The organism is Pseudomonas lundensis (assembly GCF_002269125.1).
Classification (GTDB): Bacteria; Pseudomonadota; Gammaproteobacteria; order Pseudomonadales; family Pseudomonadaceae; genus Aquipseudomonas; species Aquipseudomonas lundensis_A.
In genome coordinates this window covers 129,944-144,807 of record NZ_NQKI01000008.1, presented here as the reverse complement: position 1 = coordinate 144,807, position 14,864 = coordinate 129,944, and the positions used below count along the sequence as shown (strand labels likewise).

18 protein-coding genes are annotated in these 14,864 nt (G+C 55.2%); 10 read left to right on the top strand and 8 right to left on the bottom strand.

The genetic code is table 11. The features are described from left to right. Positions 1–200: hypothetical protein (locus CJF39_RS23160; RefSeq protein WP_212555978.1), on the top strand; the 200-nt coding region annotated here is incomplete at its 5' end. On the opposite strand, the gene tyrS is transcribed toward CJF39_RS23160, so the two are convergent. Next, complete coding sequence (gene tyrS, locus CJF39_RS07695) at positions 181–1,380, bottom strand: tyrosine--tRNA ligase (protein ID WP_094992871.1); 1,200 nt, start codon at positions 1,378–1,380, stop codon at positions 181–183. The genes CJF39_RS23160 and tyrS overlap by 20 nt on opposite strands. Before the next feature lie 213 nt (positions 1,381–1,593). Here tyrS and CJF39_RS07690 point away from each other — a divergent pair, with 213 nt between their 5' ends. Both CJF39_RS07690 and CJF39_RS07685 read left to right on the top strand, forming a co-directional pair. After that, positions 1,594–2,994 carry a peptidoglycan DD-metalloendopeptidase family protein gene (locus tag CJF39_RS07690; protein WP_094992870.1) on the top strand — a complete coding sequence of 467 codons (1,401 nt, stop codon included), beginning with the start codon at positions 1,594–1,596 and terminating at the stop codon, positions 2,992–2,994. Positions 2,995–2,997: 3 nt separating this feature from the next. Further along, the gene (locus tag CJF39_RS07685; protein WP_094992869.1) at positions 2,998–4,089 is read left to right on the top strand and encodes an anhydro-N-acetylmuramic acid kinase; all 1,092 of its coding nucleotides are present in this window, start codon (positions 2,998–3,000) and stop codon (positions 4,087–4,089) included. Between the two features lie 74 nt (positions 4,090–4,163). Here the strand turns inward: CJF39_RS07685 and erpA are convergent, their stop codons facing one another. Both erpA and argC read right to left on the bottom strand, forming a co-directional pair. Further along, positions 4,164–4,514: an iron-sulfur cluster insertion protein ErpA gene (erpA, locus tag CJF39_RS07680; protein WP_094992868.1), complete on the bottom strand. Its 351-nt coding sequence runs from the start codon at positions 4,512–4,514 to the stop codon at positions 4,164–4,166. A 135-nt stretch (positions 4,515–4,649) separates the two neighbouring features. Then, entirely contained in the window at positions 4,650–5,684 is a 1,035-nt protein-coding gene (gene argC / locus CJF39_RS07675) for an N-acetyl-gamma-glutamyl-phosphate reductase (RefSeq protein ID WP_094992867.1), read from the bottom strand. Positions 5,685–5,818: 134 nt separating this feature from the next. On the opposite strand from argC, the gene hemJ reads away from it, so the two are divergent. The 6 genes from hemJ to coq7 all read left to right on the top strand — a co-directional run bounded on the left by hemJ (position 5,819) and on the right by coq7 (position 9,855). Further along, entirely contained in the window at positions 5,819–6,247 is a 429-nt protein-coding gene (gene hemJ / locus CJF39_RS07670) for a protoporphyrinogen oxidase HemJ (RefSeq protein ID WP_094992866.1), read from the top strand. A 30-nt stretch (positions 6,248–6,277) separates the two neighbouring features. Further along, positions 6,278–7,243, top strand: coding sequence for an NAD(P)H-dependent flavin oxidoreductase (locus tag CJF39_RS07665; protein ID WP_094992865.1), 966 nt, complete (start codon positions 6,278–6,280; stop codon positions 7,241–7,243). Between the two features lie 60 nt (positions 7,244–7,303). Next, on the top strand, positions 7,304–7,819 hold the full coding sequence (locus CJF39_RS07660; protein WP_094992864.1) for a DUF805 domain-containing protein: 516 nt from the start codon (positions 7,304–7,306) through the stop codon (positions 7,817–7,819). A gap of 76 nt (positions 7,820–7,895) precedes the next feature. Further along, positions 7,896–8,684: an SDR family NAD(P)-dependent oxidoreductase gene (locus CJF39_RS07655; RefSeq protein ID WP_094992863.1), complete on the top strand. Its 789-nt coding sequence runs from the start codon at positions 7,896–7,898 to the stop codon at positions 8,682–8,684. 66 nt (positions 8,685–8,750) lie between these two features. Next, complete coding sequence (locus CJF39_RS07650; protein WP_005792015.1) at positions 8,751–9,089, top strand: histidine triad nucleotide-binding protein; 339 nt, start codon at positions 8,751–8,753, stop codon at positions 9,087–9,089. A gap of 118 nt (positions 9,090–9,207) precedes the next feature. Further along, positions 9,208–9,855 (top strand): 2-polyprenyl-3-methyl-6-methoxy-1,4-benzoquinone monooxygenase, encoded by a 648-nt coding sequence (gene coq7 / locus CJF39_RS07645; protein ID WP_094992862.1) that lies wholly within the window; start codon positions 9,208–9,210, stop codon positions 9,853–9,855. A 73-nt stretch (positions 9,856–9,928) separates the two neighbouring features. Here coq7 and speD read toward each other — a convergent pair whose 3' ends face one another. Both speD and CJF39_RS07635 read right to left on the bottom strand, forming a co-directional pair. Continuing rightward, on the bottom strand, positions 9,929–10,720 hold the full coding sequence (gene speD / locus CJF39_RS07640; RefSeq protein WP_047277964.1) for an adenosylmethionine decarboxylase: 792 nt from the start codon (positions 10,718–10,720) through the stop codon (positions 9,929–9,931). A 240-nt stretch (positions 10,721–10,960) separates the two neighbouring features. Next, positions 10,961–11,383 carry an OsmC family protein gene (locus CJF39_RS07635; RefSeq protein ID WP_094992861.1) on the bottom strand — a complete coding sequence of 141 codons (423 nt, stop codon included), beginning with the start codon at positions 11,381–11,383 and terminating at the stop codon, positions 10,961–10,963. 223 nt (positions 11,384–11,606) lie between these two features. Here CJF39_RS07635 and crp point away from each other — a divergent pair, with 223 nt between their 5' ends. Continuing rightward, positions 11,607–12,251 (top strand): cAMP-activated global transcriptional regulator CRP, encoded by a 645-nt coding sequence (gene crp, locus CJF39_RS07630; RefSeq protein ID WP_094992860.1) that lies wholly within the window; start codon positions 11,607–11,609, stop codon positions 12,249–12,251. Here the strand turns inward: crp and CJF39_RS07625 are convergent. From CJF39_RS07625 to trpD, 3 genes are read right to left on the bottom strand one after another with little or no spacing between them, the layout of a single operon-like run. Then, complete coding sequence (locus CJF39_RS07625) at positions 12,248–12,949, bottom strand: lipoate--protein ligase family protein (RefSeq protein WP_094992859.1); 702 nt, start codon at positions 12,947–12,949, stop codon at positions 12,248–12,250. The genes crp and CJF39_RS07625 overlap by 4 nt on opposite strands. Before the next feature lie 28 nt (positions 12,950–12,977). Beyond that, positions 12,978–13,814, bottom strand: coding sequence for an indole-3-glycerol phosphate synthase TrpC (gene trpC, locus CJF39_RS07620; protein WP_094992858.1), 837 nt, complete (start codon positions 13,812–13,814; stop codon positions 12,978–12,980). Further along, the gene (gene trpD, locus CJF39_RS07615) at positions 13,811–14,860 is read right to left on the bottom strand and encodes an anthranilate phosphoribosyltransferase (RefSeq protein WP_094992857.1); all 1,050 of its coding nucleotides are present in this window, start codon (positions 14,858–14,860) and stop codon (positions 13,811–13,813) included. Before trpD ends, trpC begins: the two co-directional genes overlap by 4 nt. Positions 14,861–14,864: the final 4 nt, after the last annotated feature.

The following is a 14,864-nucleotide window of genomic DNA, read 5'->3' as shown; positions in this document are numbered from 1 at the left end:
GCGAATTCTACAGCGTTACACGCTGCTGTCAACACCTCATTTCCTGCTTCGATGACTTGAAGCTGACACTTTCGAAACCGTTTAACTCTTTGAATTTCAAGGAGTTTTACGTTTCGACTGCGCCGGAACTGGGGCGCATTATAGGCAAACAAAATGCGCCGTCCAGCACTATTTTCAAATTTATTCAGATTTCAATGTAATTCGAGCAAACGCCTTCTTGCCAGCCTGACAAACATGCGTGGAGCCCAGCACATATATATAGGAGCGATCCACGACCTCACCATCTATACGCACACCACCCGACCCCAACAAATCACGAGCAACAGCAGAGTTCTTCACCAGCCCGGCCTTATTCAGCACAGCCGCAATAGGCATATCTTCCGCCGCAACCAATTCAATCTCCGGCAAGTCATCCGGCAACTCACCGTCCTTCATGCGATTACCCGCACCACGGTGCGCATTGGCTGCAGCCTCTGCACCATGGAAACGCTCCACAATCTCTTCAGCCAGCTTGATTTTGATGTCACGTGGATTGGCACCGGCCTCAACCTCAGCCTTAAGGCCATTGATCTCATCCATGGAACGAAAGCTGAGCAGCTCAAAGTAACGCCACATCAATGCATCCGGGATGGACACCAACTTGCTATACATCACCCCCGGCGCTTCTTGGATGCCCACGTAATTACCCAAGGATTTGGACATCTTCTTGACGCCATCCAACCCCTCAAGCAAAGGCATCGTGACAATGCACTGCGCCTCTTGCCCATAACCGCGCTGCAACTCACGACCCATCAGCAAATTGAATTTCTGATCGGTACCGCCCAACTCGACATCCGCTCGCAAGGCAACCGAGTCATACCCTTGTACCAAAGGGTACAAAAACTCGTGAATGGCAATCGGCTGATTCGTGGTATAGCGCTTATCAAAGTCGTCGCGCTCAAGCATGCGCGCTACGGTGTATTGGGACGTCAGACGAATAAAATCCGCAGGCCCCATCTGATCCATCCAGGTAGAGTTGAACGCCACTTCGGTTTTCGATGGATCGAGAATCTTGAAGACCTGGGTCTTGTAGGTTTCGGCGTTGTCGAGTACTTGTTCGCGCGTCAGCGGAGGACGCGTCGCACTCTTACCACTTGGATCACCAATCATCCCGGTAAAGTCACCAATCAGAAAGATGACGTGATGTCCCAATTCCTGAAACTGGCGCAGCTTATTGATCAGTACGGTGTGTCCCAAATGCAGATCGGGTGCAGTAGGGTCAAATCCAGCCTTAATACGCAGCGGTTGGCCACGCTTCAACTTCTCAACCAATTCAGACTCGACCAGTACCTCTTCGGCACCACGCTTGATTAGCGCTAGCTGCTCTTCAACCGACTTCATATCAGACCCGTAAGGCTCAAATTCAAAGGGATCCAACCATACAAGATCACCCGCTAAATACAAGTTCTGGCAGGCGTACGGGTGGCTATCTGTCAGTTAATGTGTGGTCAACTTGCTTCAAGGGCGTTTTGGTTATATTTTATACAGTTATTTCATCTTCACCGTGTCAGTCATCTTTTCCAATTCATCCTTTATCTCAAAGTCAAATTACCTATGACCAGTCAACCGCCTAAAGCGCCACCGCTTTATCCGAAGACCCACCTTCTCGCCGCAAGCGGGATCGCAGCCTTATTGAGTTTGGCGCTGCTGGTGTTTCCCTCCAGCGAAGTAGAAGCCAAACGCACGACTCTAAATCTGGAGCTGGAAACCCCTGCTGACCAACTGACACAAGATCAAGACGCCGCCGAACTCGTTCAGGCCACAAATGAAGCTACACCCGCCCCGTTTACCCAAATAGATCAGCAAGACAGTACGCCCGCTGCGACTGCAAAAGTTGAAGACAAGAAAGAGCCGAGCCACCGCGAAGTAGTTGTCGCCAAAGGTGACACGCTCTCTACGCTTTTTGAGAAGGTGGGCCTTCCCGCCTCATCAGTGCATGAGGTTTTGGCCAGCGACAAACAAGCCAAACAGTTCAGCCAGCTTAAACATGGCCAGAAACTAGAGTTTGAGATGGGCGCAGACGGCCAGCTCAACAACCTGCACAGCCGCGTCAGCGATCTTGAAACAATCACCCTGAGCAAGACAGCAAAAGGGTATTCGTTTCGCCGTGTTACTGCGCAGCCGACAGTGCGCACAGCTTACGTTCACGGCGTAATCAGCAGCTCGCTTTCTGCTTCCGGTCAGCGTGCCGGCCTGCCCCACAGCATGACGATGGATATGGCCAAAGTATTCGGTTATGACATCGACTTTGCCCAAGACATTCGTCCAGGTGACCAGTTTGAGGTTATCTACGAGCAAAAAGTGGTCAACGGGAAAACAGTGGGTACTGGCAACATCTTGTCTGCACGTTTCACCAACCGCGGCAAGACCTATACAGCCGTTCGCTACACCAACAAGCAGGGCATCAGCAATTACTACACGGCTGATGGCAATAGCATGCGCAAGGCATTCATCCGCACACCGGTAGATTTTGCCCGCATCAGCTCACGCTTTTCTTCCGGGCGCAAACACCCGATCCTGAACAAAATTCGTGCTCACAAAGGCGTGGATTATGCTGCTCCACGCGGCACTCCCATCAAGGCCGCTGGCGATGGCAAAGTGTTACTTGCAGGCCGGCGCGGTGGTTACGGCAACACCGTGATCATTCAGCACGGCAACACATATCGCACGCTTTATGGGCACATGCAGGGGTTTGCCAAAGGCGTCAAAACTGGCGGCTCCGTCAAGCAGGGGCAAGTGATTGGCTACATTGGCACCACCGGCCTGTCGACAGGTCCGCACTTGCACTATGAGTTTCAGGTCAACGGCGTCCACGTTGACCCGCTTGGGCAAAAGCTGCCAATGGCTGACCCGATTGCCAAAAATGAACGCGCCCGGTTCATGCAACAGAGCCAACCGTTAATGGCCCGCATGAATCAGGAAAAAGCCACAATGCTTGCTTCGAGCAAGCGCTAAGCCATGGCGCTCTACATAGGGGTAATGTCCGGCACAAGCCTTGATGGCATGGACATCGCCTTGATTGAGTTAGGGGCGAGCATCAAGCTTCTCGCCTCTCACTACACCCCCATGCCTTCGTCATTACGCGCCGAATTACTCGGCCTTTGCACCAGCGGCCCTGACGAAGTTGCACGCTGCGCCATTGCTGAAAATCATTGGGTTGAGCTTGCAGCGCAAGGGGTGCACGCACTTCTCGCACAACAGCAGCTCTCTCCAAAAGACATACGGGCGATAGGTAGCCATGGCCAGACCATCCGGCACGAACCCGCCCTGGGCTTTACGGTACAAATCGGTAACCCAGCGTTATTGGCCGAGCTAACAGGTATTTGCGTGGTCGGTGATTTCCGTCGGCGGGATGTAGCAGCTGGCGGCCAGGGTGCGCCGCTTGTGCCTGCATTTCACGAAGCCCTGTTCAATAACGAGGGTAGCTATCGAGCCGTATTGAACGTAGGCGGGTTCAGCAACCTAAGCTTGATAACACCTACCGAGCCTGTAGCTGGTTTCGACTGCGGCCCGGGAAATGTCTTGCTGGATGCCTGGATACAAGATACACGCGGCGACCTCTATGACCGCAGCGGCCAGTGGGCGGCCAGCGGCACTGTGGAGCCCATCCTTCTCAAGAGCTTGTTAAGCGATCCATTCTTCAAGACACAGGGTCCGAAAAGCACCGGGCGTGAGGTCTTTAACCTGAATTGGCTGAAGCATCACCTCGTCAGCTTGCCAGCATTCCCCGCTGAAGACATTCAAGCAACCCTGCTCGAACTCACAGCGCTTACGATCGTGAACTCACTGCAAATAGCCCAACCGCGCACCGACGAGCTTCTGGTATGCGGTGGTGGTGCGCACAACACCGCGTTGATGACACGGCTGGCTTCGCTTCTTCCACATACCAAGGTCAATAGCACCCTGATCAAAGGGGTGGATCCCGATTGGGTAGAGGCCATGGCATTTGCATGGCTGGCCCATTGCTGTCTGGAGGGTATTCCCACCAACCGCCCCAGCGTGACGGGTGCACGCGGCATGCGTATCCTCGGCGCTATCTATCCCGCCTGAACACCCACTCCATAAACGGCAGACAGCAAAACGCCGCGTATCGACGCGGCGTTTAGCGTGCTTCTACTACCCGATCAAATCGAGAATGACGAGCCACAACCACAGGTCGTAGTGGCATTCGGGTTCTTGATCACAAAACGCGAACCTTCCAGACCTTCCTGATAGTCCACCTCAGCACCCGCCAGGTACTGGAAGCTCATTGGGTCAACCACCAGGCTCACACCCTCGCGCTCGACGATAGTGTCATCGTCTGCAACGTCCTCATCAAACGTGAAACCGTACTGAAAACCTGAACAACCGCCGCCCGTCACAAATACGCGCAGCTTCAAACGATCATTACCCTCTTCATCGACCAGGCTCTTCACCTTGTGCGCAGCACCTTCGGTGAATTGCAAAGCCATGGGGGTGAAGGATTCGACGCTCATGCTGACTATCTCCCGGCGCTATGCCGCCATAATGCGTGATGACGAGCATTATCCGCTTCTCCTAGAAAAGCGGTCAACTATTCATAAGTAGCAGCGGCAAGCTGGGCACTTACCGCTTGAGCATATCTGCTGGTGTTAAGGCAGCATTCCGGCGTGGGACAGGCCCAAACGCTCATCCAGACCAAACAGGATATTCATGTTCTGTACAGCCTGACCCGACGCGCCCTTGACCAAATTGTCGATGACGGACAACACCACCACCAGATCACCATCTTGCGGGCGGTGAATAGCGATTCGGCACACATTGGCGCCTCGCACACTGCGAGTTTCAGGGTGGCTGCCAGCGGGCATCACATCCACAAAAGGCTCATTGGCATAACGCTTTTCAAACAACGCCTGCAGATCCACAGAGCGATCGGTAACGGTCGCGTACAACGTGGAATGGATCCCGCGAATCATCGGCGTCAAATGTGGGACGAATGTCAGCCCGACATCTTTACCGGCCGCCCGACGTAACCCCTGACGAATTTCAGGCAGGTGACGATGCCCTTTTACGGCATAAGCCTTCATGCTTTCAGACGTTTCTGCGTATAGAGAACCTACACTAGCGCCTCGACCAGCCCCGCTGACGCCCGATTTACAGTCGGCAATCAACACCGATGTATCGGCAAGGCCAGCTTCCAGCAGAGGTAAAAAACCTAGCTGGGTGGCCGTCGGATAACAACCCGGCACAGCAATCAGACGGGCTTGCCTGATTTGTTCACGATTCACCTCCGGCAAACCATAAACAGCTTCCTTGAGCAGCTCAGGCGCGCCATGCGGCTGACCGTACCATTTAGCCCACTCATCAGCATCTTGCAGACGAAAATCGGCCGACAGGTCGATCACCTTGGTACCTGCCGCAAGCAATTCACCCGCCAAGGCATGAGCCACACCATGCGGCGTCGCGAAAAAAACCACGTCACATGCCGCCAGTGTCTGAGTATCCGGCACGCTAAAGGTAAGGCCGTCGTAATGACCGCGCAGGTTGGGATACATATCGGCAACCGGCAGGCCCGCTTCGGATCGAGAAGTGATCACCACCACTTCAGCCTGCGGATGCTGTGCCAGCAAACGCAGCAATTCGACCCCGGTGTAACCCGTGCCGCCGACAATACCGACCTTGACCATAACCTGCCCCTCAACGAACCCACTGGAAAGCCCTCGATAATAGGGACAGCGCGTCCCTGCGACAACCGCCAAGGTGACTCACAGACGCTCTACTACTACTATTTGATCTACCGTGAACCTGGGAATAACTAAAAATGCTTTATCTATGGCTAAAAGCCTTCCACATCATCAGCATCGTCTGTTGGTTTGCTGGCCTGTTTTACCTGCCTCGCCTGTTTGTTTACCACGCACAAAGCGAAGATTCCGTCAGCAAAGAGCGATTCAGCGTAATGGAGCGCAAGCTGTATCGGGGCATCATGGGACCCGCGATGATCGCCACAATCATTTTTGGCGGCTGGTTGATCAGCCTTAACCCTGGCGGCTACTTCAGCCAGGGCTGGATGCATGCCAAATTGACATTGGTGGTGCTGCTGATCGGCTATCACCATATGTGTGGCGCACAGGTTAAACGCTTCGCCCGAGGAGAAAATACCCGCAGCCATGTGTACTTCCGCTGGTTCAACGAAGTACCTGTTCTGTTTCTGATCGCTATCGTCATTCTGGCGGTGGTCAAACCGTTCTAACTGCATCCCATCTTTCAACGAGGTTATCCGATGTCACTGCCTGCTCTGCTTGAACAACGCTTACGCCTGCCGGTGGTGGCCGCGCCGATGTTTCTGATTTCCAACCCGCAACTGGTACTTGCCTGTTGCCGTAATGGCGTAGTCGGTAGTTTCCCGGCACTGAACCAGCGCGACAGCCTGGGGTTCAAGGCCTGGCTGGAGGAAATCGAAGCAGGCCTTACGCTGCTGGATAACCCGGCGCCCTACGCTGTGAACCTGATCGTGCACAACAGCAACCCGCGGCTTGAAGCAGACCTTGCCATTTGCGTCGAGCACAAAGTGCCCATCGTGATCACCAGCCTGGGCGCCGTCAAAGAGGTGGTCGACGCCGTTCACAGCTATGGCGGCGTGGTCTTCCATGATGTCACCACCCGCCGTCACGCCGAAAAGGCCGCGCAAGCAGGTGTAGATGGCTTGATTGCCGTCGCTGCTGGCGCAGGTGGGCATGCGGGCACTTGGAGCCCTTTCGCCCTGGCAGCAGAAATACGCCAGTTCTTCGACAAAACGCTCCTTCTCGCAGGCTGCCTGAACCATGGCCACGAGATATTGGCAGCTCAAACAATCGGCGCCGATTTGGCTTACATGGGCACGCGCTTTATCGGAACCTGCGAAAGCCATGCTCCTGAGGCTTATAAAGAGATGCTGCTCGCATCCCACGCGGCCGATATCATCCACACCCCGGCCGTGTCAGGCGTACCTGCCAGCTTTATGCGGCAAAGTCTTGAAAACGCCGGCTATGACTTGGCGGCGTTGCAAAGCAAAACGGAGTCAGGAAACAAACTGAAACCGCTCAGTGATGAAGCCAAAGCCTGGAAAACCGTGTGGTCGGCAGGTCAGGGCGTAGGCGAAATTTCCGACTTGCCTTCAACAGATGAGCTGATCGCACGCCTGGAAGAAGAATACCGTCAGGCGTTAAGCGAAACTCAACGGCTATCCGAGCATTGGCCGCACCGTTGAAACAGCGAAGCCCGCCACTCGGCGGGCTTTAATTTTTAGCTACCGGACAAGGAAGTAGTAATGCCAGAAATTAGCCTGGAAAAATCACCTCAAGCGGTTTACGGCACGCTGGATCCATTGGGGTTCAACGGTCGCATTGGCCGTATGCGAATGCTGGCGTGGACACTGGTGCTCACGGCAATCGCTGGCGCCGTCCTCATCCCGTCCATGCTGATAACCCACATTTCCTACACATTGGGGATCACCTGCAGCCTGACGGTGATGCTGGCCTATTTGATTATCAGCCTGAGAATAAGCGCGCAGCGCCTGCATGACCTCAATTGGTCAGCGTGGATGCTCTTGCTGCATCTTGTGCCCGTCGCGACCCTGATTCTCTCCTTCATGCTGATATTGATGCCGGGTACAACGGGGCCGAATCAGTATGGTCCGCCACCTCCCCCTAACAGCACTGCAGTCAAAGTCCTGGCCTGGGTTTCGATCACTCTTGCGATCCTTTCAATAATCGCGACAATCCTCGCCTTCACACTTGGCCTCGCGGCCTCGTTCATCAACGCAGCCAGCACCAACAGCCTGTAGACTGCGCTTTTTAATAAACGCGCTAACGCCAGGGACATCATTGTCACCGGACTGAACCGTTGCGATGGAGAACAGCATGACCCGTTACGCTTTGATCACTGGCGCCTCAAGCGGCATTGGCCTGGCCCTGGCAGAAGCCCTTGCCCGTCGCGGGCGCAGTTTGATCCTGGTTGCCCGCCAACGGGATGCACTGGAGGCCATCGCCCTCGAATTCACTCAGCGCTTTGGCGTAGAAGTGCTGATCCGCGCCTGCGATTTGGGTGAGCCACTGAGGTTGTCGGGCTTCCTGCTGGAGCTGGAAGAAGGTGACAGACAGATTGATTTGCTGATCAATTGCGCGGGGATCGGCACCTGCGGTCCTTTCCTGGCGCACGACTGGAGCGCTGAGCAAGACTTGATCGAACTCAATGTGCTTGCACTTACTCGGCTGTGCCACGCCATCGGCAATATGATGGCGGTACAGGGCGGCGGGCAGATCCTGAACGTTTCATCGATCGCGGCGTATCAGCCGGGTCCTTGGTTGAGCACCTACTTCGCGAGTAAAGCGTATGTACTGCACTTTTCGGAGGGTTTGCGCGAAGAGGTCAAGAAAACCGGGATCAAGGTGTCAGTGCTCTGCCCCGGCATCACCCGCACCGGTTTTTTTGAGGCAGCGAACATGAACGCCGAACCCCTCAAACACAATCGTCATGCACTGAGCCCCGAAGAAGTCGCGCTCTATACCGTACGCGCACTTGAAAAGAACAAGGCCATCATCATGCCGGGCTGGCGAAATCGCTGGCTGACCCGTGTGCCTCGCGTACTGTCGCGCTGGATGACACGCAAAATCGCCGCCTCGGTTAACAAGTCGTACTGTCCTCGTTAAGGTAGCTGGCCGCCCAACGATCCCCTGAGTACACTCAGAACAGACTTCACTTACGGAGATACAGCTTTGGATACTCTGTTCACCAAGATCATCAACCGTGAAATACCCGCGAAGATCATCTACGAAGATGATCAGGTACTGGCCTTTCACGACATTGCGCCACAAGCGCCTGTGCATTTTCTGGTCATTCCGAAAAAACCAATTCGCACCCTCAACGACCTGACCGAAGAAGACAAAGCACTGGCCGGTCATATTTTGTTCACCGCCCAGCGTCTGGCCGTGGAACAAGGCTGCGAGAAGGGTTTTCGCGTTGTCATGAACTGCAATGAAGATGGCGGCCAAACGGTTTACCACATCCATATGCATGTGCTGGGTCAGCGCCAAATGAACTGGCCTCCGGGCTGATTCAGCGACAATCTTGTGCGGGAACGCCAAACGCTCCCGCGCTTGCCCATGATCCAACGCAAACCTTGCCTGCCCGATTGGGGTAAACTGGCCGCCGTGATTTTTCCCGGAGGTAAGCATGACTACCCAACGTCACTACTCGCCGATTGACCGTCTTCTGTTACAAGCTGATACCGCAATGCGCACCTTGCTGCCTTTCAGTGGCCAGCCGTATCGCCCCTCGCCTGCCATCGTCAAACCTGAAAACCCTCTGGGGGAACAGGCCACGCGTCATGTGGCGGGCCTCATGCGGATTAACCATACCGGCGAAGTCTGCGCCCAGGCCTTGTATCAGGGCCAGGCCCTGACCGCCAAACTGCCGCATGTGCGCGAAGCCATGGAACATGCCGCTGAAGAAGAAATCGATCACCTGGCCTGGTGCGAACAACGTATTCGCCAACTGGGAAGCCATCCGAGCGTGCTAAACCCGCTGTTTTACGGCATGTCTTTCGGAATTGGCGCGGTGGCGGGTCTGATCAGCGACAAGGTCAGCCTGGGTTTCGTCGCCGCAACCGAAGATCAAGTGTGCAAGCACTTGAACGAACACTTGGCGCAACTGCCGCCCGAGGATGAAAAGTCGCGGGCCATTCTTGAACAAATGCGCATCGACGAAGAACACCATGCTGAATCCGCCCTGGACGCTGGCGGTTATCGTTTCCCGGCACCCGTGAAGTTTGGCATGAGCCTGATGGCAAAAGTCATGACCAAAAGCACCTACCGCATTTAATCGCCCTCGCGCAACGTACGCACAAAAAAGGCGGCTTACCTCACGGTAGCCGCCTTTTTTTGATGCTCGCTGCTTACGACATGTTGCGCGCGTAAAAGATTTCGAGCATTTCGTGCTTCACACGCTCAGTGACCTGAGCGCGCTGCTCGGTCGAAAGGTTGCTCGTGGCATCGCCGAACAGGTAATTATCCAGTTCGAAGTCCTTGAGCAGCATCTTGGTATGAAACAGGTTCTCTTGGTACACATTCACGTCAGTCATTTGATAACCGTCGCGCGTGTCTTCGGAGAGGTAGTTCTGGATCGAATTGATCTCATGATCGATAAAGTGCTTTTTGCCTTCCACGTCACGGGTAAAGCCGCGCACGCGATAGTCGACCGTCACGATATCCGAATCAAACTGATGGATCAGATAGTTGAGAGCTTTAAGCGGTGAAATAACGCCGCACGTCGACACGTCGATGTCCACACGGAACGTCGCGATGCCGTCCACCGGATGAATCTCCGGATAGGTATGCACCGTGATATGACTTTTGTCGAGGTGACCCAAAATGGTCTCTGGCAGCGGGCCTGGGGATTCTTCGATCTGGCTTTCGGTAGGTGTTACCGGCTGCTCGGAAATCAGAATAGTCACGCTGGCGCCTTGGGGATCGTAATCCTGACGGGCGATGTTCAGGATGTTGGCACCAATGATATCAACCACATCTGTAAGGATCTGCGTCAGGCGTTCTGCGTCGTACTCTTGATTGATGTACTCAACGTATGCCTGCTGGTCTTGCGGGGTTTCCGCATAGCAGATGTCATAGATGTTGAAGCTCAAGGTCTTTGTCAGGTTATTGAACCCGTGGAGCTTGAGTTTGCTTTTCACCGTAATAAAACTCTCTATGTCGATGCGGCTCGGCCGCGTGATCCAGCATGCCCGTCAAGTGCGTGGGACGCACCTGCGTAGGACGGTTAACACCTCTTCGCGATGGCGATTTTGGTTATCTGTTCGGACCCGCCGCCGGGATGATTCCCCGCCACGACCCTTAAAAAAGTGGCGCATTATGCAGACGTCAGCGACTGATCGCCAGAGTCTGCAATGCTTTTATGAAAATTGAATGTCCACTCAGCCCAGTTCGATTATTTCGTAGTCATGGCTGATGGCGACCCCGGCCGCGCCCAGCATGATCGACGCCGAGCAATACTTCTCGGCAGACAGTTCGATCGCACGTTTGACCTGTGGCTCTTTCAGCCCACGGCCCTTGACCACGAAGTGCAGGTGGATCTTGGTGAACACTTTCGGGTCTTCAGTGGCGCGCTCCGCATCCAGGAACGCCTCGCAGCTTTCGACTGCCTGACGCGATTTCTTGAGAATGCTCACCACATCAAAGTTGCTGCAACCGCCAAGGCCCAGCAGCAGCATCTCCATGGGACGCACACCCAGGTTCCGGCCGCCGCTTTCTGGAGGCCCGTCCATGACGACGACGTGGCCACTGCCCGATTCGCCCAAAAACATGGCCTCGCCCGCCCATTGAATGCGTGCCTTCATCGCTCAGACTCCACTGTCTTAAAAGGGGCGCCAGCTTATCACAGCGCCTAAATTCGATGACCGACCGCCAGCGAGGGTTTGTCTTACAGCGTTCAAGGAAATTTCTGCATTAGGTAAAGAATTCGTCTGTTAAGCTGGCGCCAATTAGCTGGCGCCAAGCCGGCAAGCGCTCTATATAAAAATAGATCTGACCCTTACCGTGCAGGCTTTACGGGACACAACCATGGTTGCCCTTACTCCCATACCCAAGATCAAAAACCTCGACAAATTTCTGACTCATTGCCAACGCAAGCGTTATCAAGCCAAAAGCAACATCATTTGTGCCGGTGAACGCTCGCAGACGCTGTTCTTCATCGTCAAAGGCTCGGTGACCATCGTGATCGAAGACGACGACGGTCGCGAGATGATCATTGCCTACCTCAATGCAGGGGACTTTATTGGCGAATTGGGGTTATTCGAGCAACCGGGCCTTGAGCAGGCGCGCAGTGCCTGGGTCCGGGCCAAGACGGAATGCGAAGTTGCAGAAATCACTTACGCCAAATTCAGGGAATACGCGCATCAGGAACCTGAAATTCTGTACGCCCTCAGCGGCCAAATAGCTCAACGACTGCGTAACACCACGCGCAAGGTCGGTGATCTGGCGTTTTTTGATGTTACGGGGCGCGTTGCACGCTGCCTGCTTGAATTGTGCAAGCAACCTGACGCAATGACTCATCCTGATGGCATGCAAATCAAAGTCACGCGCCAGGAAATCGGCAGGATTGTCGGTTGTTCGCGGGAGATGGTCGGGCGTGTGCTCAAGGACCTGGAAGAGCAAAACCTGGTCAGCGTCAAAGGCAAGACCATGGTCGTGTTCGGTACGCGTTAAGGCGTGAGCAAGGGCAACAGAATGCCTTGATAGCGGGCCTGTAACTGTTCGAAAAAATCAGGTGCCGCAAAGACCTCATGCAAGGCGATGTGGCTGTCCGCACGGCAACGCTGTTCCAGTAAACACAGCTCATTGAAGCGATTGACCGATGCCACCATCGATTCACGCTCGTCATCCAGCAACAATGCGCCATGAACTAGCCCGACCGGGCGCTGCCCGCCCTGACTTTGACGCCAGCGCTGAGCGGTGCCCACCAGCTTGCGTCCGTTCAGGTTGACGTTGAAACGGCCATCGCAGAAAGCCCCTTCAATTTCTCCCAAGGACGCAATGCCGCCCAATTCGGTCAAAAGATCGCAGATCGGTTGGCACAAACGGCGATAAGCCGTTTCGATTCGTCCCTGATCACCCTCGCTGCGTGGCGGAGCGTAAACCAGGGCGATGTTGACCGTAGACGCCGACTGCGGAACCGGCTCACCGCCCGTCTCACGCAACAGGATCGGCCAGCCGCTGGCAGCCAGTTCAACACTCGCACTCTCGAAGCCGGGCAGTCGAGCCAAACGCTTGGGCATAACCAGCGCCCGATCGGTAGGCTGCCAAAACAGCACCCCGGCCTCACGCTCACCCGCGCAAACCGACGCCAATAAATCCTGTTCGGCTTTGAGGCCGGCTTCGACAGAAAGACGCTGAGTGCTGGTCATGGAAGTCCTTGGAATACAGAGACCGGGTTTAATCCGCTGTCGAACTCGATAGTGGCGTACCGCGCTCCGGGAAAAACAACCGTTGCAGTTCAGCGCCCGGATTTTCAGCGCGCATGAACGCTTCACCGACCAGGAACGAATACACCTCGCTGATTTCCATCAGCTCGACATCGGCACGGTTCAGAATTCCGCTCTCGGTAATCACCAGTCGATCACGCGGCAAACGCGGCAGCAGGTCCAGCGTGGTTTCCAGGCTTACGTCGAACGTATGCAAGTTGCGGTTGTTGATGCCGATCAACGGTGTATCGAGGGTTTTCAACGCACGTTCCAGCTCATCGCCATCATGCACCTCAACCAGCACATCAAGCCCGACACTTTTGGCAACACTGGCCAGCTCGGCCATTTTGACGTCATCCAGCGCGGATACGATCAACAACACGCAGTCCGCACCCAACGCGCGGGCTTCAACGATCTGATAAGGATCGATCATGAAGTCCTTGCGAATGACCGGCAGCTTGCACGCGGCACGCGCCTGCTGCAGGTATGCATCGGCACCTTGAAAGTAATCGATGTCGGTCAGCACTGACAGGCAGGTGGCGCCGCCTTTTTCATAACTTTGCGCAATCTCGGCAGGCACGAAGTGTTCGCGAATGACACCTTTGCTCGGGGATGCCTTTTTGATTTCGGCAATCACGGCCGGTTGTTTCAGCTTGGCTTGCGCCAGCAAAGCGTTGGCAAAGCCCCGGACTGGATCGGCCTGAGCGGCCTGACGTTCAAGCTCAGCCAGACTGATGCGCGTGCTGCGTTCGGCCACTTCCTGAACCTTACGCGCCAGAATTTTTTCCAGAACGGTTGGCACACTCATGCTTCATTCTCCTGCTTGAAAATCGCGGTAAACGCGCCCAGTTCTTCCAGCTTCTCCCGGGCCAGCCCGGTGTGCAGCGCATCGTGCGCCAGCGCCACACCCTCTTTCAGAGTGTAGGCAAGATCGGCTGCGTATAACGCAGCACCGGCATTGAGCACGATCATCTCAGCGGCCTTTTGCCCGGCCTCGGTTTTACGACGCCCCAACGCATCGCGAATCAGCTCCAGCGATTGTTCAGGGCTGTCGACCACCAGACCAAACAGGCTTTGACTCTTGATGCCCAGATCTTCGGGCTGAACCCAATACTCAGTGATCTCGCCTTTGCGCAACTCAGCGACATACGTAGGCGCGGCAAGACTGAACTCGTCCAGCCCGTCCTGCGAATGAACCACCAGCACATGTTTGCTGCCCAGACGCTGCAACACTTCAGCCAATGGACGGCACAATGCCTGATTGAACACGCCGACCACCTGATGCAACACGCCCGCCGGATTCGTAAGCGGGCCGAGCATGTTGAACAAGGTGCGCAGGCCCAAATCGCGACGCGGGATGGCCGCGTGCTTCATGGCGCCATGATGGGATTGAGCAAACATGAAACCGATGCCCACACTGTCGATGCAGCGTGCCACTTGCACCGGAGTCAGGTTCAGGTAAACACCCGCGGCCTCGAGCAAATCGGCACTGCCGCTTTTGCCGGATACGGCGCGATTACCGTGTTTGGCAACGGTGCAACCGGCTGCCGCGATCACCAGCGCGGATGCTGTGGAGACGTTGAAAATATTCGCACCATCGCCGCCGGTGCCAACAATATCCACCACGCCCTCGAGCGTATTGAGTTCAACTTTGTCCGCCAGCTCGCGCATAACAGTAACGGCACCGACGATTTCATCAATACTTTCACTCTTCATGCGCATGCCCATCATGAAGGCGCCGATCTGCGCCTCGGTGCATTGGCCGGTCATGATGTCGCGCATCACATCGCGCATTTCCTCGGTGCTCAGGTCGAGGTGACCGACGATACGGTTCAGGGCAGTCTTGATATCCATATGA